The organism is Nostoc sp., from assembly GCF_036917375.1.
Taxonomy (GTDB): domain Bacteria; phylum Cyanobacteriota; class Cyanobacteriia; order Cyanobacteriales; family Nostocaceae; genus Nostoc.
Genome location: NZ_JBALDN010000115.1, coordinates 64,291 through 82,686, shown reverse-complemented (window position 1 = coordinate 82,686; position 18,396 = coordinate 64,291). Strand labels below are relative to the sequence as shown.

Here is an 18,396-nt window from a genome sequence, read left to right as displayed (position 1 = left end):
GTTTTTACAAAAAAATACAACTATTCTCTGATTCATTATCAAATATCTAATAAACCATATCGTTTTTGTAAATCAAGTAACTTCATTCTTGCTTCACCAGCATTATCAGCCAAATCAGCAAACTCCACAAAGCGACGCAATTCCTTTTTTAATAAATTACGCTCAACTTCTATCGTTTCTCTATCTAAATCTGGTGGCAAAACAATCATGTCAAATATAGTGGCGCGTTCCTTAGCTGGATGAGGACGTAAAACTCGCCCCCGTCGCTGAATAAATTGGCGGGGATTACCAGAACTTGATAAAATTACCGCAGTTTGAATTGCTGGAATATCGACGCCTTCATCTAAACAACGAATTGCGACTAAACCTTGCAATTCTCCGCTTTCAAATTGATGACGTAATATTTCCCTTTCTTGTAAAGTTGTTTGAGCCGTATAGGTGCTTACCTTGTACCCCAAATCCACTCCTAGAATTTTAGCAACAGCTTTAAGTTGGCGTAGGGATGAACGTTGTCCCGCATCTTGGGAACCATCGCTGCAATAAAAAAGAGTGTGAGTAGTTTCGCGGCGAGTTGTCATTAATTCATGCAAGGCGGTTAATTTATTTTCTGCTGCACCAATTAATCTTGCTCTTTGCATCAACAACGGTTTTAAATCTTCATTATCTTCAAATCCCGCTTCGCCATTTTCTCGATCTCGGTAAAGTAGCGATCGCCCAATTCTTTTGGTTAACTTTAAATAGGCAATACTTTCAGCTTCAGTTAACTCTACTAGCACCGGATAATAGAGATAATGTACTAAAGCACCTTGAGCGATCGCATCCCTCAAAGTAAACTCTGGCTGGAGAACTGGGCCAAAATAATCAAATAAAGATTGCGTACCAAAATCATCAAAATACCTCTCCGGTGTAGCAGATAAAGCCAGTCTTAACCCCACACTGCGCGGCAAACTTTCTTCTAGCTTGGGTGCGCCTAAATTATGCGCTTCATCTCCAATAATTAAAGTTTTGGGGGGAAAATATTTGAGTTGAGATTGAAAACCATCTCCAATTAAAGTAGAGTTCGTAGTAATTACAGTAACAAACCGTTGAGAACCAGAACGCAGATTATAAATTTGCGTAGACAGTTGACTTTGCCAAGTGCGTAAATTCTCAAAAGCTAAAATAGGCTGCAAATTAAATTTTTCACATTCTCGCGCCCATTGAGTAACGAGATGGCGATAGGGACACACCACCAATAAAACTTGTAAATTAATCTGTTGGTACAATTCACAAGCGATCGCTAGTGCGGTAATCGTTTTACCACTACCAGTAGCCATTTTCAGCGTCCCTCTGCCATTGTTGCTAAACCAGCTAGCGATCGCTTGTCGCTGATATTGCCGCAATTGCAGAGACACAGGCATTCTTGGGCATCCTGGTAGTGGTTGCGGAGTGTAATAACTGCCCTTACTTTCCCTTGCAAACGGTAATTTCAATCGGAAAGTGGGCAGTTGCTGCACTGAATTTTTCGTCAGGTACATATATTAAGTACAAAGATGGTAACGAACCCTAATTAATGGGCATTGGGCATTGGGCATTGGGCATTGGGCATTGGTTATCCCCCATGTACTTCCTATCCCCTATTCCCCATTCCCCATTACTCAGTTGTAACCGCGCCAAACACCAATCAGGGAACCTTGCACCTGTACTTGCATAGCACTGACTTCAATGGGATTGTACTTAGGATTTGCTGGTTTGAGGGTAACGCGATCGCCTTGGCGATAAAAACGTTTTAATGTTGTACCAAATCCATCAACTCTGGCGGCGACGATAGTACCATTTTTTAAATGATTTGGTTCTGCTACTGGACGCAGAAATACCACGTCACCATCAGTAATTAAATCTTCAATCATGCTATCGCCAGCTACTCGCAAAGCGTATGTTTGGGGAGGTAAATCGAAATTAGAAAAGTCTAAATGATCTACAGCATCAGTAAACGGTTCTATTAAACCACCAGCAGCGATCGTGCCTAAAATTGGTACACCTTGCTTAATAGGACGCAAAATCCGAATTGTTCGCGCTTGTCCTTCAGTCCATTCTATATATCCTTTAGTGCGTAAATGTTCTAAACGGCTTTGAATTGGCGCTGGTGACTTCAAGTTCATCGCTTGCATCATTTGCCGAATTGAAGGCGAATGCTGGTGCGATCGGATGTATTCTGCCAACCATTCGTAAAGTTCTTGTTGAGCTTCCGTTAGACGTTCCATAAATTTGCGGGAAGTAATTATAAATGTCTCTAGAACATTAGTACTACAAAAAACTCCCCATAACAAGAGAAAAGTAAAAATATCAAAGGCAAAAGCAATATTATTTTTTTCTCTTTTGCCTTTTGACAAATAATAATATTACAGGTTACAGGTTAGAGGGTACAGGTTATAAGCAAGAAAACTATACCCTATACCCTGTGCCCTATTCTTTACTCTGCTCCTAAAATACTAGCAAGCAAAGCTTTTTGGGCGTGCAGGCGATTTTCTGCTTGTTCCCAAACTCGTGATTGAGAACCTTCAATAACTGCTTCAGTAATTTCTTCACCACGATGGGCTGGTAAGCAGTGTAAAACAATTGCCTCTGGGTCAGCAAGGCTTAATAGCTGCTCTGAAATTTGGTAAGGCTGGAAAATTGGCATCCGATTGTCTGCTTCTGTTTCTTGACCCATACTCGCCCAAACATCAGTGTAAAGTACAGCAGCTCCCTTAGCAGCTAATTCTGGATCGTGAGTGACAAGGACTTCCGTTTTGTTATTAGCGATCGCTTTTGCTTGTTCTACAATCTGAGAATCTGGCTCGTATCCGCTAGGAGTAGCAATTCTAACATTCATCCCCACCAAAGCACAGCCCAACATCAGAGAATTAGCCATATTATTACCATCGCCCACGTAGGTCAAAGTTAACCCAGCAAGGGTGTTAAAGGTTTCCTGAATCGTCAATAAATCCGCTAATACCTGACAAGGATGTTCCGCATCGGTAAGCGCATTAATCACTGGAATTTTGGCATAGTGAGCAAAAGTTTCTAAATCTTGCTGGGCAAAAGTACGAATTGCCAAAATATCCAAATATCGATCTAACACCCGCGCCGTATCCTGCAAAGGTTCTCCACGACTAACTTGAGTGACATTAGGATTGAGATCGATTACCTGTCCACCAAGTTGGTACATCGCCACAGTAAAACTTACCCGCGTGCGAGTTGAAGCTTTGGAGAACAACAACCCCAAAACTTTATTACACTGCAACTTCAACTGCTGTGATTTAAGTTGAGTTGCCAATTGCAGGAGTTCTTGAAGTTCAGTAGAAGTGATGTCCGCTAGACTTAATAAATCTCGTCCGAGCAATGCTGCCATGCTTGTAATCTGTAAAAAATAATTATATATTTCTGTTCCTTTATTCAACCGTGCCAAGAAAATACAATTTTAGAACTGGCCAGGTATTTTTGGGTTTAGCCCAGGATTTGAGTTAGCTTTTGCTATAAATATTAATTTATCAACTTTATCAGTGATTCAGAATGCCTGATTGTTTCTGGTTCATCACAATGGCAACGCCAGAACAACCATTGAAGCCGAAAAAAGCATCGATATTGCTAAAATTTCTGGTCTTTTAGCCTAATTTAGGATGAAGCAGATATTTTTTAGAATTTACAGCTAGACAAATAAATGGATTATGGTACAATAATAAATCGTGGTTGCTAATTAAGAGTAATCGTCAGACTTGCCAGCATAGCACAGTGGTAGTGCATCCGACTTGTAATCGGAAGGTCGCGAGTTCAAATCCCGCTGCTGGCTTTTAGACATTCGCAAACTAATGTTTTGGGTCTGTTTTTTGGACTCAATTGAATTATGCGAAGTTTTCGCACAAAATTAGTGTGGCCGAATTGTTTGGAATATAAGTATTAACATAATAAACCAAGTTGCGGGTTATAAAATTCTGGATGCTGCGTAATCGGTGATTTAGATAAATGCACATAAAAAGTTTACGGTTGCGTTAGAATACAACCGTAATTAGGAACGAACTATAAAAGTAGAAAAATTAACTAATGAGATAAATGCTTGTTGGAGAGTAAATGCAAACATGAATGCTCGCGTTTCAGTAAAAACCCTTCCCAACTACAAGCATGAATTGATGCGATCGCTTGGTACTGATATTAATTAAGTGGACGCAGAAGTGTAATTTTGCCCATGCCCGTCTCTTGACTGAGTTGCGCCACGTAGATATTCCCATTCGTGGGATTTTCAACCAAATCCAATGGACTTGGATTAAAACCTGTGAAACCACTAATACCCGTTTGGGAATTTATAATATCCAAGTTTGCGTCACCTGGTGTTAGCACAATGATGTCCTTCCCTGAACTGAAGCGTGTCACCAGCAGTTTGCCTTGCAGCTGACCACCTAAAACATGACTACGATATTCAATAATGCCATTAGGTGAAATATGCTCTCCGAAATCGAAGGCAATACCCTTCCAATTCCGGTCAGGTAGAGTACCAACGGGATATTCACTTATCTGAACTGGATCTGTACCGGCTGTAGGATTTCCTCCACTCAACACCCACTCACAACGCTTCGGATTGGGATGACCATAATAACCATTTTTAACAACCCGAAACAGAAAGTCTCGCTGCGTGCCTAGACTGCTAAGAGCAGGCACAGATGGACTAGTATATGCCCCATTAGTAGCTTTATCAATCCGGTTTTGACAGGTAAGAGGTAGAGGGATAGGTGTATTTGGCGTATTCCCACCAGCAGCCGAACCATTCGTTGGCACATACAACTGACCATTAGTATGCCAAACCAGATCGTAGGCATTACGTATACCACTAGCAAAGATAGTTACAGGTGCGCCTGGATTAAAGGGGTTATAAGTACCTCCATCCTCCGTCTTAACGCTTAAAGGAGGTGAGTTAATTTTGGACAGGTCTACTCGTAATACAGCAGCAGTTAACAACTGCTCAGGACGATTACTCCAGGCAGTGTTTGGTGCGCCCGTACTACTATTACTACCCTGCAACACATAGAGCACGTTTGGCTCATTGGGCTTAAATTCAATGCTATTGGTTAGATGATCCCGGCTCGATCGCGGTAAATCAATCACATAGTCTTTTACTGTCTCTAGATTGGTGCCGCTTAAACAAGTAATTTTACCACTCCACTCTGGCGCATCAACAGTTGTATTCCAGTAGTAGTTATTTGTTACCCAGAGAATTAGGTTGTTAGCATTTGTTGATGAGGGATCGAAGTGCATACCAACAATCGTTCGATTACCACCATTTGCAGTCTGCAATGAGGAAATGGTTTGTGGCGTACCCAGAGTACCATCAGCATTGATCGGGAAACGCAAAATCTCACCTAATAAGGTAGCAGCATAGAGTTTATTGTCAGGCCCAATCAATACTGTGGTGTAAGGTTTGATAGGTACATTCGCTAATGAGATTTGCTCGAAAGTAATCTTGCTGACTGGTTTCACAAAGGTGCCTGTTGTGAAACTGATGCTATATGGTAAGAATGCAACACCATTGCTATCTTTAACCCCGTCAGTGACTTGTAACAAATATTTGGTATTGTTCTTGAGACGATTTATCGGAGACACTACAATCACATCTCCACCACCGGAAGTGTTGTAATTGGCATTGACTTGTGTATTAGTAGTGCTATCGATCAGCTTGATGGTTGAGGCGGAAATAGTATTAACCGCAATCCCACTATTGGGTAGATTTAGGTCTGCTGTAATCGAGATATCTGGCGACACGTTTGTCTGACCATCATTGGGATTGGTCGTTCTGATCGAGGGACGATTACCTGGTGCGATCGCAATATAGTTGAGCTTAGTATTCGTACCACCTTTAGCATCAATTGTGAGCTTGCCATCGGCAACATTAACAATTCGGGTAATTGCAGCAAACTTTTTGGTTGCCGTTGGTACAAAGCCAGAAATAGCAGCCATCCCTTCTATATTGATCTGGTGCTTACTATTTACAGCATTAATAGCATCACCGACGCTAACAGTCACATTGTAGGAACCATTAGATAGGGCATATTCCCAAGCCGCAGGTATCTTGACTCCTGGCCCCGAACTGCTAAGAGGATATTGCAGATGAATCAGTCTATTTAGTCGTCGATCGATGGCACTTTGGTTGCGATCGCGTGTATTGAGTTGGATATCAAGGGGAGTGGGTGTACTATTGCCTAAGCTATCTTCACGCACCCAACCAAAACCTCTAGTATCATTGTAGGCTTGACCGATATCTTTAATATACCCAGATGGTACAGGAGCATTATTTGGTTGAAAAGCAATCCCTTGAACAATTGCTAATACCAGTATTTTGGGTTTTATCTTGTAAATCATAGATAGTATGCCTTGCCGTTGTGTTCGTAGTTGATAGGTGAGTAGTCCATTAACATTGGCCAAGTATCTGCAATGATTATTCTTGGCAATCCTTCACTGGCTAGAAACGAACGTAATGACCGCAAGTTTTAAGGAACCCATTTATCTAAACTGTATAAAAAATATTGAGTAAATACTTGAAATTACATAAATACTGAACTTTTTTTAAGAGAATTATAAGGGAACTTTCTAATGCCTCAACTTGCCAAAGTATGATTACGTAAAAAGCAATAAATCTTCAAAATTATTACTATAAGCCAACCTTAAATTGATGCTGGCAGAGTTCATTTTCATTTGTGCTGTTAATATACGAGTAATATCACGTTAAGTTGAATGTTTATAATATCTGTACTTTGGGGAGCCAGTAAGGGCGATAGTGCAGCGTAAAGCCTTCTCTTCTCCCAAAGGGAGACGCTAGGCGTAGCTTGCTTCTCTGTAAGGGTACGCCGATGGCACAGCAACTCTTAAAGATGCTACCGCAAACATCTGGGGGTTTCCCGACAACCAAGCAAGTAACGTTTGAACAACAAAATCCAACATTTTATCCATATTTATGTTGTGTTTAACAATAGTGAAACCCAACATGAAGATGGAGATATTTTATTATTAAGTAATCAGCAGAACATGAAAAAATTTTCAATATCTATACTTACCTTTGTAATAAGATGATATTCTAATTCACTCATCTATCTGAGGGTGGATTATGCAGAGATTAACTCAATTACCAAGTAAATCAGCTTTATTTATTATAAGTGCGCAACTGGATGGGGTAGTAATTTACGATCGCATAACGATCACATAATATTTAACGGGTCTACATCAATAGTTAAACTTACAGACGAAGGACAAAGCGATCGCACTTCTTCCCAATCTGGTAATCGCGGTAAGGCATCGGGGGCAAATTTAATTAATATCTGCCAACGATAACGATTAGCTACCCGTAAAATACTCGCTGGTGCTGGCCCTAATATTTCAAATTCTTCTTCTGTACTCAAGGCTGTAGCAATAACTTGCGCCGTATTTTGTACTTGAATCGGGTCGAGACTACTTAAACGCAACAAAATTAACCGCCCATAAGGGGGATAATTGAGTGCTTGGCGTTGTTCCAATTCAGCTTGAGAGAAAGATTGATAATCATGCGATCGCACTGCTGCAATTACCTGATGCTCTGTAGTATAAGTCTGCACAATCACTCTACCGGGATCTTCACCTCTACCGGCACGTCCAGCGACTTGAGTCAAGGTTTGAAACGCTCGTTCGCTGGCGCGATAATCTGATAAATTTAGTAATCCATCAGCGGCGACAACACCCACAAGTGTCACCTGTGGTAAATCCAAACCTTTGGTGAGCATTTGCGTACCGACTAATAAATCTGCTTCGCCGTTGGCAAATTGAGTCAGTAGGGTACGATGGGAGCCTTTATTGCGAGTGGTATCGCTATCAAAACGAATCAAACGCAACTCTGGGAACTGTCGCGCTAGTTCCTGCGTTACTCGTTGAGTACCGCTACCGAAAAATTTCAGATAAGGGGAACTACAATCAGGGCAAAATTTGGGGTGAGATCGCGCATAGTTACAATAATGACACCGCAATAATTCCGGCGCTTTTTCTTCAGTGTGGTGATACGCCAATGACACATCACAGTGCGGACATTCCAACACATATCCACAACTGCGGCAAGATACAAAAGTACTGTGTCCCCGGCGATGGATAAATAAAATTCCCTGTTGTTTTCTTTCTTGCAACTCTTCTAAAGCTGCTTGCAGCGATCTACTAAATATAGAACGATTTCCCTGCTGTAACTCTTGCCGCATATCGACAATTTCCACCGGCGGTAAAGGGCGGGAGTTGATCCGCTCAGGCAAACTTAAGTAATGAGTGCTGAGTGCTGAGTGAGGAGTTGAGAGTGAGGAGTCAGGAGTCAGGAATTCTCCCCCTGCTCCCCTGCTCCCCTGCTCCCCTGCCCCTCTGCTCCCCTGCCTCCTCACGCTTACCCAAGTTTCCAACGAAGGCGTAGCTGAACCCAGCACCAAGGGGCAATTTTCTAATTCGGCTCGCCACAGGGCAACAGTACGAGCGTGGTAGGTGGGTGTAGGGGAATCTTGTTTAAAGCTGCTATCGTGTTCTTCATCTAAAATAATTAAACCCAAATTGGGCAAAGGGGCGAAGACAGCGCTACGAGTCCCAATGACAACTTGGGGTTCTCCGGTGAGCATTTGTCGCCAAGTGTCATAACGTTCGCCGTCTGAAAGGGCGCTGTGATAGACGCTGACTTTATTACCAAAACGAGCGCGAAAACGATCGGTTAACTGGGGTGTAAGTCCAATTTCTGGGACTAAAACCAGAGCAGATTTACCTTGATTGAGGAGAGGTGCGATCGCTTGCAAATATACTTCGGTTTTTCCTGAACCTGTCACCCCATGCAATAAAACTTGAGCAAATTCATCTAATGTCTGGATTGTCTCTAAAGCGCTAGCTTGAGCAGCAGTTAAGGATTTAGCACCATCACCTATTAAAGTTGGGCCTTGTTCAGTTCGCAATACTTCCCGTTCTTCAACAACGATGTAACCCTTTTGTGCCAACGTCTTGATAATAGAGGAACTAGCATTGCAAATTTGCAACAATTCATTTTGCCACAACTCCCCACCATGTCGCCGCAGCACTTCTAAAATCTCTCGTTGGCGAGTAGTTAACTCTTGGTCAATTGTACCTGTGAGCGTAACTGCTTTTTGCAACTTTGGTCGAGTCAGTCGTGGTGGTTCTAAGTAGCTTTCTACTAAACCAAATCGCAACAACTCCCGAATTCCCCGATAAGCAGATTTGACTTTTTGTTGCAAGTAAATAAAACTGTAGTCCCCCGCCGGCTGTCCTTGCAAAAGTTCCCAAACTTGCCGCGCAGTCGGAGTCAAAAAAGCCAAAGGATCGGCAGATCCCAGCAAATAACCACTCCCCCCCGCTCCTCTGCCCCTCTGCCCCCCTGCCTCTCTCCCTGCAACTAGGCGGATACGACGCTGCGATCGCCCCAGCAAACCTGGCGGCAGAGCAACCCGGATTACTTGAATCAGTGGCGTATAGTAATATGCAGCAACTCGGTTGAGTAATTCCCAATAAGCACTTGGGAAAAATCCAACGCTGACTATATCTTCTACTTCCCGGATTTTTTCTGGTGGTAAATCGATATTTGGTTGTGCCAGTAATCGAATCGCGATCGCTCCTAATTGTTGCGCCCCAAATGGCACGCTCAAAATATCCCCTGGTTTTATTTCTAACTGGGCTGGTAATCGATAAGTAAATAGTCCTGTACTTCCTGGACAGTCTACCAACACTTCAACCCACCGATTAACAGTTTTACCTGACTGATATGATTCACTCGATTCACTCACCGCTAAAGAAGATAAATTTATGTCATTAATATACATACTTGCTGATTTTATAATTAAATATTTTCCTCATATAGCTGGTCAAAATCAACCTAGCTAACTAAACTTTAGTTTTTCGCTTTCTTAAATTCAAATGGTATTTCTCAATACTGTTATTCTTCATAATACTTGATAATTTTCCTCTTATGTAATCTACTAGACAAATTCGTATCAACTATATATGCAATAAATATTTGGTGCCCACTATACAAATAAAAGCATGTCGGCTATTGCTGCAACAGTTGCTCTATCTACTAAATATGGAGTAGCCTTTTTCCGCCTATCGGTAGATATTCAACCCTTTCTGTATATGAGATGCTTTTATACAAAGTAAGATCGGATCAAAATTAAGCTCTTACTCTAATAATTTGGAGCGTATAGGTAACTGGAAATCAAATCAGGAATGCGTCAACCCATTAGTAGGTCTTCCTTTTATACAGTGGACTCCAGCGCCTAAAACATTATAAATATTTAGAAAAATATATGAAAGTTTAAGAAATTTAGATGATTAGCTGGAATTTTTATATTTGTTAAGGTTGAGAAAGTTTGAGGGGGTTTGACATATTTGATAATTCAGAAAAAAATGAAGAATATATCTGTTGGGAATCTAAGAAAAAGCTTTATTGGGTGCTAAGGTCAGTTTCGTTATAGGTTGTATATAACTGTAACATATAGATACTAGGTAGATGCCGATTTTTATTTCTGTAGACAAATTAGCATCAGCCTATATTTCGCTATTCTTTACGGGTGCATCGTCCATTAGGGAAAACTACCAAGCCTCAAACGAGTAGGTGTAAATGAATTATGTACCAAACAAAGCAACAATCCCTAAAGGAAAATATGAATATTGTTGAATTGGGAACAATGGAAATACTGGAGAATGCTGCTGATATCGAAGAACCATCGCTCGATAGTTTAAATGCAGTGGCAGAAGAAGAATCTCCAATTGTAGTAGAAAATCTGGAATCAGACGAACGCGATGGAGATGACATGGCGGCGGCTCGTCCTTCGGGATATAACAAAACCGAACATGATGATGCTGTCGGCGCATTTTTTAAAGAAATGGCGCGTTATCCGCTTTTAAAAGCTGATGAAGAAGTAGAGTTAGCGCGGCGAGTCAGGTTTCTAGAGGAATTTAGAGAAATACAAGCGGCTTTAGAGTTAAAGCTGGAACATGAACCCAGCAAACTAGAAGTGGCTTCCGAGCTAGGAATGACGGAAAAGCAACTAGAAAATCGCTTGTATCAAGGGAGAGTAGCGAAACGCAAAATGATTCGCTCGAACTTGAGATTGGTAGTTTCTATTGCTAAACGATATTTGAATCGGGGAGTGCCTTTTCTGGATTTAATTCAGGAAGGAGCAATGGGTTTAAATCGCGCTACAGAAAAGTTCGATCCCGATAAAGGATATAAGTTTTCTACTTACGCCTATTGGTGGATTAGACAAGCGATTACCAGAGCGATCGCTAACGATGCGCGAACAATTCGACTACCGATTCATATTGTTGAAAAGCTGAACAAGCTAAAAAAAGCTCAACGGGAACTCAAACAAAAACTCTGTCGTAATCCTACCGAAGGAGAAATGGCAGAATATTTAGAGATTAGCGTGCAACAATTACGCCAGCTACAACAGCTACGGCGACAAGCACTTTCTCTCAACCACCGCGTCGGTAAAGAAGAAGACACGGAATTGATGGATTTGCTAGAAGATGAAGATAACTTGTCTCCAGAAGCAAAAATGAATGAAAACATGATGCGTCAGGAGATTTGGGAAGTCTTGGGTGATGTATTAACTCCACGAGAGAAAGATGTGATTTCTCTGCGTTATGGTTTGACAAGCAGCGAACCCTGCACCTTAGAAGAGGTTGGCAATATGTTCAATCTTTCTCGCGAGCGAGTGCGTCAAATTCAAAGCAAAGCCATGCGGAAATTGCGCCGTCCTCACATAGCCAAACGCTTAAAAGGTTGGTTGATTTAATTACATTGCTCAAGATAGAGATGCAATCTGTAACTTAATTAGCTTTGCAATTCGCAAAAATCGGGCGTTTTGTAGCTTTTTTCGGCCCTTATTTAGTCAATACTCAAAAAAAATTGCCCAGTTGCCTATAGACTATGGACTATAAACTATGGACTATAGACTAATGACTTCGGATACCAATTTGATTGTGCGTTTTGCCCAAGCAAACGATTGCAGCGTATTGTTTAAATTAATTGAGGGACTTGCAGAATATGAAAAATTATCTCACGCTGTTACTGGCAATGCTCTAGCACTTCAGGAGCATTTATTTGGTTCGCGGAGGTATGTAGAGGCAATATTAGCAGAATCTGCGGGTAAATCTGTCGGTTTTGCGCTATTTTTTCATAATTATTCAACATTTCTGACTAAGCCAGGAATTTATCTAGAAGATTTATTTGTGTTACCAGAATATCGCAGGCAAGGTATTGGTAAGGCTCTCCTGACTAAAGTGGCTCAGATAGCTGTAGAACGTGATTGTGGGCGATTAGAGTGGAGTGTCTTGGATTGGAACGAGTCAGCCCAAGCATTTTACCGTAGTATGGGAGCCTCTATATTAGATGATTGGCGAATTTGTCGTGTTACAGAAGATGCGCTTACTCAGTTAGGGTCTGTTAAATTTTTATCAGGGAATTATTAAGTAAAAATTACAAGACGCTCTCTACGAGACGCTAAAAGCGAACGCAAAATTGCTAACGCTGCGCTATCAGTGGGGGCTTGTACCCAAAATTAATTAAAAATTATTATTCTTAACTTTTAATTTTTAATTAAAAAAAGGTCAAGCCTGATTGAGATGCTCTTACCTTGACGCCCTAACCCTAATTATAGAACTTTTCACTTTACTGAATTTAACGGTATAGAGAGGGAAAATTCTGCTCCTTTTCCTAGCTCCGATATTACACTTATTCGTCCCCGATGCTTTTCTACAATCGAGTAGCTAATCGATAATCCTAAGCCTGTTCCTGTGCCAATAGGTTTTGTTGTAAAAAATGGGTCAAATAAATGCTGCTTCACCTTTTCAGACATACCAGACCCATTATCTGCAATTTGGATGGTTATTGTATCAGCTTCAGTCATTTTGGTACGAATTTCAATGGTGGGGATTTTTGTTTGTGTATGTTCAGTTGTGAATAATGAATCTAAGGCATCAATAGCATTGCTAAGAATATTCATAAATACTTGATTTATCTGACTAGCGTAGCAATTTACTTCAGGCAGTTGGGCATATTCCTTAATTACATTAATTGCGGGGCGGTATGTTTTTTCTTCTATACGGTGCTGTAAAATTAACAAGGTGCTGTCAATACCTTCATGAAGATTGACAGTTTTCATTTCAGCCTCATCCAGACGCGAGAAATTGCGGAGAGAAAGAACAATCTGGCGGATGCGATCTGCTCCTACTTTCATTGATTGCAGTAATTTTTGGAGGTCAGATTTGAGGAAGTTTAAATCTATGGCTTCTAGTTCTTCTTGAATCTCAGCAAATGGTTGAGGATAGTAGTGTTGATACAGATCGACCAAGTGCAGCAAATTTTGACAATATTCATTGGTATAGGTGACGTTGCCATAGATAAAGTTAATCGGGTTGTTAATTTCGTGGGCGATACCTGCCACCATTTGCCCCAATGAAGACATTTTTTCAGTTTGAATTAGTTGGCTTTGGGTGTGTTGCAGTTGTTCTAAAGTTTCCGAGAGATGCTGATTTTTATCATTCAACTCAAAAGTTCTCTGCTCTACCTTTTGCTCCAAGGTATGACTGTAATCCTCTAGTTGGGCTTTTGCTACAGCGAGATTGTTATACAACATGGCATTTTGCAGCGAGATAGCAGCTTGTGCTGTAAGCAGCCGCAAAACTTCAAGACGGTTTTGGGTAAAGGCTCCAGTCGTCAAACTGTTTTCTAAGTATAGGATGCCAACGATCTGACCGCGATTGTGAATAGGCGTACATAGCAAGCTTTTAGGTTGCCATTGAATAATGTAGGGATCGTTGGCAAAGGTGGTTTCTTTGCGGGCATCATCTAGCACTAAGGTTTCAAAAGTACGCGATACATAGTACACCACCGTTTTAGGAACATCCTGACTGGCTGAAAGAGGCAATGAGTGCAGATTTCCCCCAAGGCTTTCATGCAAAGGCATAGCCTGTGGTAGATATCGCTCCTCTTCGACGATCGCTTTGCTGCTTCTCTGAGCTGCAACCACCCAATTATCCTCTTGAAGCAGTAAGAGTACTGATTTTTCAGCCCCGGCGTTTTCGCTCACAACCTGCATCAGGGTTGTCAACAGCTTTTCTAACTCAATTTCTCCAGCCAGTGCATGAGAGGCTTTGATCGCCGTTACTAAATCTAACGCTTCAGTCCCACTGGAACTAGTGTGTGTGAATCCGATTGTAGTGGTGAGGCTAGGGTCTGCAAAAGCATTTTCTTGCTCCTGAAGGCTCGTAGCCAAGAATTGAGGGTATTGGCTCTCCAACTGTTTGACTTTGGCTACAGCTCCCCATTTTAGGTAACTGTAATAGGCATTCATCAGATAAATTTGAGCGATACCTTCTGTGGACTTTCCTGGAGGGTGCGCGTAGCTTGCTTCTACAAAGTGGTACGCCAACGCTTCTCTGTTCCATTCCAAGTAAAATCGGGCAGCCAATTCATTGGCGAGGGCTTCTTCTTGAATATATCCATTGACTTTTGCCCCAGCGATCGCGCGATCGTAAAGATCCACTGCCTGCGCCATCAGTCCCAACACTCGGCATTCTTCGGCTTTCACTAGTTCAAATTTGTGCAAATAATTCATGGGTGCGTGGTGCGCCCATGTCTTCATTTTTTCCTGGTTTTCTGTCACCCGCTCCAGTAATATTTCTCGGCGAGCAGCTGTAGCTGTAGAATACTCTGCCAGAGCCGTCAGTGAATCATAAAAATAAAACATCTGCACAGTAGCATAGCCCGTGCCTGCAACTAGATAAACTCTAGCTTGAGTAGCTGTTTCCACTGCTTGCGAGATGTTTTCAAACAAATAACAGAGAATTAACTTGTGTAGCCAGAAGTAGTGAGGCCCCATCAAGTCATTCGCATTCAGCATTTGAGTCAAAAATTTTGCTTCATCAAGTACCTCACCTGTTAAGATACAGGGATTTTCAGCCTTGCCGAGCAAATTCAAAACTGTTTGCCAAAAGACACGGCAGTAGTTGAGAACCATGTCTTGCCTAAAATTTTCCAAAACATGACAGTAAGCCCGGATATCTTCTTCTAAAGATTTCAGTTCTCGTCCCAAAAAATAAGAATACTGACAGATGTCTTTCGTATTGAAGGCAACATAGTATACATTTTTAGTTTCCAGAGCAATCTTGTAGCCCTCCAGTATCAGCTGTAAAGATTTTTGTAGTGGAGACTTCAAATAAGTGATAAAAGCACCTGTAACATAAAACACATTAGGTTTAATGTCGCTAATATTAAATTTGTCAGTTAGTGCCAAAGCCAGGTTGCCAAAGAGATAGGCTTTTTCAATATCTTGGAGAATTCCGTTTAATAGAATGCCATAGGCGGCATAACATAAGGCAGAAAATGGAGCATTGCCATACTGAATTGATGCTTTGACTTGTGACAGGATGACTAGGGGAAACAGATTTGGCTCGGCGGTATAAACGGCTGGAGCAACGTTTGCCACAATTCGGTTAACAGCCAGCTTGTCTTTTGCCGTCATCAGGGGTAAGTCAACCAAGGAAGCAATATCACGTCCGTTAATTAAGGCAGCAGTTTCCTGAAGGGCTTGCTGAATATGTTCGGGTGTGGATGTTTCGGGAAAAACCACGCCGAACAGACTCATTCCCTGGCGAGCGATCGCGATCGCGCCCAGTACATTATTTTGAGTTGTATACGCCTGGATTTTGGTTTCGTAAATGCTGATTTGATCTAGTGGAGTTTTGGCTTGCTGCATTACTGTTTGAGCCAATTGCTCCATCTGTTCATGGGCCCCACAAAGGTAAGCAGCCTCGGTGGCTGATTCGTGCAATGCTAGAGCCAATTCATACTGAGTGTGCCAACAGTCGGATCTCAATAAACGAATCCCGGTAATTAAATACTCAATTGCTACCTGGTAAGATGTAGCGGATTTAGCTTTTTTTCCTGCCAGCAGGTTAAGTTGTGCCAGTCGATCGCGATCGGGCACAGATGCGATCAGTTCTCTACCAAGATTCAATTGGTTGACAATTTCAAAAATCAGCAATTCTTGCTCAGTTTCCGGGGTATTACTCAACAGCAATTGACCAATCTTCAGGTGAGTTGCTGGTTTCCGATTCGCCGGAATTAGTGAATAAGCAGCTTGTTGAATGCGATCGTGGAGAAATTTGTAGGTAATAGTTATCGATTCGCGGTCATTTGTCAAATCATCTATGACAAATGACTCATCCTGAAAGAATGTATATCCTTCACCACTGGGCAAAATTAATCCATCCTTGAGAGCTGGCCACAAATCTGCTGCGGTTTGGGCTGGAGATTTTTCATAGACAACCGATAGGGTTTCTAAATCAAACTGATTGCCAATACAGGCAGCCAGTTTGAGAACATCCTGAGTCTGCGATCGCAATTTTTGGAGTTGCAGCACCACAAACTCCACAATATCTTCTGTAAAAGAAAGCGCCCGGATTTGAGCAAGATTGCACTGCCAATCGCCTGTTTTGCTGGCAAAGGCGATTAGTCCATCTTCATGCAGCGATTTGAGAAACTGGTTAGTGAAAAATGGATTACCTTTGGTCTTTTGATACACCAGATTGGCGATCGCAGTTGCTTGTTCTGCTGAATATTTCAGCGTATCTGCAATCAGTTGATTCAGGTCGGTTTGGGTGAGGGCAGAAAGGACAATACTGCTAACTGTAATCGCCTCTTGACGCATCTCCTCAATGGTCAACATCAAGGGATGTGCAGAAGAAACCTCATTATCTCGATATGCTCCAATCACTAGCAAATAAGAGTTATTGGCTTCACTCATCAACAGATGCATCAGTTTTAAAGAAGCCAAGTCTGCCCACTGTAAATCATCGAGGAAAATGACCAGGGGATGCTCTTGGGTTGTAAATACTTGAATGAATTTCTGAAATAGCAAATTGAAGCGGCTTTGGACAGCAGTACCCGATAATTCTGGGACAGAGGGCTGTTTGCCAATGATTCGTTCGAGTTCTGGAATCACCTCAATAATCACTTGACCACTTTCACCCAATGTAGATAAAATTTGGGTCTTCCACTGGTCAATTTGAGCATCACTCTCTGTCAGCAGTTGTGCTATTAAGTCTCGGAATGCTTGCACCAAAGCAAAAAAGGGAATATTACGATTAAATTGATCGAATTTGCCCTTGATAAAGTATCCGCGCTGACGGGCGATCGGTTTGTGAATTTCGTTGACAATTGCCGTTTTTCCAATGCCAGAGGAACCTGCCACCAGGATGATTTCAGAAGTTCCCTGGCGCACCCGTTCAAAGGTTGCTAGTAGCATTGCCACTTCTGCTTCCCGGCCATAGAGTTTTTCGGGAATTGTAAAGCGATCGCAAACGTCCCTGTGCCCTAGCTGAAACGGGATAATATTTCCACTTTCCTGCAATTGATCCAAACAAATTTGCAAATCGTGCTTTAGCCCTAATGCATTCTGATAGCGGTCTTCAGCATTCTTCGCCATCAGTTTCATAACGATATCACAGAGAATTGAGGGAATCTCTTCTCTATTCCCTAAAAGTGGTGGTTGTTTCGCTATGTGACAATGCACCAATTCCATCAAATCATCGGATTGAAATGGTAATCGCCCAGTTAATAGTTCATAGAAAGTGACTCCCAGAGAATAGAAGTCAGTGCGGTAATCAATTCCCCGATTCATTCGTCCGGTTTGTTCGGGGGAGATATAGGCGAGGGTTCCTTCTAAAACAGTCGGGCTGGTTGAAAGTTGGTTAACTCTTGGTAGCAGTGAAGCAATGCTAAAGTCAATGAGTTTGACCTCCTTTGTAGTCGGATTTATCAGGATATTGGCGGGTTTGATATCCTTGTGGATAATTTGGTGATGGTAGAGATCGGCCAGGATATCAGCAAGTGCGATCGCAATCTGTAAAAACTCGCTCAAAAACTCAGGACAAAAGCGTGAGATATTTTCCTGACTTGCTACATTTCTGAATCCCTGTCTCCAAGTGTCAGCATACTCCTTCAAAGAAATTCCGCCAAAGTCTTCTAAGATCAGGGCGGGTCGATTATGACAATTTTCCAGGCTATAGATCCGAACAACCCCAGGAACATTTAAGATTTTCGTAATTGTGTACTGATTTTTGAATTGAGCCAACTCAATCAGACTGGGATAAGAACTTGTAAGAAGTTTGATCGCAACAGCAGTTTGATCGATCTCTCGCAAAGCTCGGTAAACCAGAGTGCGACTGCTGATGTAAATTCTCTCACCAATTCGATAGCCGGGAACATCGACTCGATTCTCTAGCATAAAAGTTGCTATTGGATAACCTGAGTTTATTTTTCCCTAATTAACTCGAATTATCACAATTCATTAGTAAAAAATTGAGAAACCCGATCGAGCTAAA

Annotated in this window: 8 protein-coding genes and 1 tRNA gene; 3 read left to right on the top strand and 6 right to left on the bottom strand. The window is 41.8% G+C overall.

The features are described from left to right. Nucleotides 1–38: 38 nt before the first annotated feature. The 3 genes from V7K45_RS31525 to argF form a co-directional block, all read right to left on the bottom strand. Nucleotides 39–1,517 carry a DNA phosphorothioation system restriction enzyme gene (locus tag V7K45_RS31525; protein ID WP_335009705.1) on the bottom strand — a complete coding sequence of 493 codons (1,479 nt, stop codon included), beginning with the start codon at nt 1,515–1,517 and terminating at the stop codon, nt 39–41. Nucleotides 1,518–1,637: 120 nt separating this feature from the next. Further along, nucleotides 1,638–2,243 carry a transcriptional repressor LexA gene (gene lexA / locus V7K45_RS31520; RefSeq protein ID WP_335009703.1) on the bottom strand — a complete coding sequence of 202 codons (606 nt, stop codon included), beginning with the start codon at nt 2,241–2,243 and terminating at the stop codon, nt 1,638–1,640. Between the two features lie 209 nt (nt 2,244–2,452). Continuing rightward, a complete protein-coding gene (argF, locus tag V7K45_RS31515; RefSeq protein ID WP_335009701.1) occupies nt 2,453–3,373 on the bottom strand; it encodes an ornithine carbamoyltransferase in 921 nt (306 codons plus the stop codon). Between the two features lie 366 nt (nt 3,374–3,739). Here argF and V7K45_RS31510 point away from each other — a divergent pair. After that, nucleotides 3,740–3,811: transfer RNA gene (locus tag V7K45_RS31510), tRNA-Thr, on the top strand. A 359-nt stretch (nt 3,812–4,170) separates the two neighbouring features. Here V7K45_RS31510 and V7K45_RS31505 read toward each other — a convergent pair. Further along, a complete protein-coding gene (locus tag V7K45_RS31505) occupies nt 4,171–6,369 on the bottom strand; it encodes an Ig-like domain-containing protein (protein ID WP_335009699.1) in 2,199 nt (732 codons plus the stop codon). 833 nt (nt 6,370–7,202) lie between these two features. Continuing rightward, nucleotides 7,203–9,827, bottom strand: a complete 2,625-nt coding sequence (gene priA / locus V7K45_RS31500) for a primosomal protein N' (RefSeq protein ID WP_335009697.1) — start codon at nt 9,825–9,827, stop codon at nt 7,203–7,205. Between the two features lie 804 nt (nt 9,828–10,631). Between priA and V7K45_RS31495 the strand changes: the two genes are divergently transcribed. Both V7K45_RS31495 and V7K45_RS31490 read left to right on the top strand, forming a co-directional pair. Then, on the top strand, nt 10,632–11,804 hold the full coding sequence (locus V7K45_RS31495; RefSeq protein ID WP_335009695.1) for an RpoD/SigA family RNA polymerase sigma factor: 1,173 nt from the start codon (nt 10,632–10,634) through the stop codon (nt 11,802–11,804). A gap of 163 nt (nt 11,805–11,967) precedes the next feature. After that, entirely contained in the window at nt 11,968–12,480 is a 513-nt protein-coding gene (locus V7K45_RS31490) for a GNAT family N-acetyltransferase (protein ID WP_335009693.1), read from the top strand. 194 nt (nt 12,481–12,674) lie between these two features. Here the strand turns inward: V7K45_RS31490 and V7K45_RS31485 are convergent, their stop codons facing one another. Beyond that, the gene (locus V7K45_RS31485; protein ID WP_335009691.1) at nt 12,675–18,299 is read right to left on the bottom strand and encodes a trifunctional serine/threonine-protein kinase/ATP-binding protein/sensor histidine kinase; all 5,625 of its coding nucleotides are present in this window, start codon (nt 18,297–18,299) and stop codon (nt 12,675–12,677) included. Nucleotides 18,300–18,396 lie beyond the last annotated feature (97 nt).

Coding starts and splice junctions, on each gene's coding strand:
- lexA (WP_335009703.1), bottom strand. CDS start 2,243: ATGGAACGTCTAACGGAAGCTCAACAAGAACTTTACGAATGGTTGGCA.
- V7K45_RS31485 (WP_335009691.1), bottom strand. CDS start 18,299: ATGCTAGAGAATCGAGTCGATGTTCCCGGCTATCGAATTGGTGAGAGA.
- argF (WP_335009701.1), bottom strand. CDS start 3,373: ATGGCAGCATTGCTCGGACGAGATTTATTAAGTCTAGCGGACATCACT.
- V7K45_RS31505 (WP_335009699.1), bottom strand. CDS start 6,369: ATGATTTACAAGATAAAACCCAAAATACTGGTATTAGCAATTGTTCAA.
- V7K45_RS31495 (WP_335009695.1), top strand. CDS start 10,632: ATGTACCAAACAAAGCAACAATCCCTAAAGGAAAATATGAATATTGTT.
- V7K45_RS31525 (WP_335009705.1), bottom strand. CDS start 1,517: ATGTACCTGACGAAAAATTCAGTGCAGCAACTGCCCACTTTCCGATTG.
- V7K45_RS31490 (WP_335009693.1), top strand. CDS start 11,968: ATGACTTCGGATACCAATTTGATTGTGCGTTTTGCCCAAGCAAACGAT.
- priA (WP_335009697.1), bottom strand. CDS start 9,827: ATGTATATTAATGACATAAATTTATCTTCTTTAGCGGTGAGTGAATCG.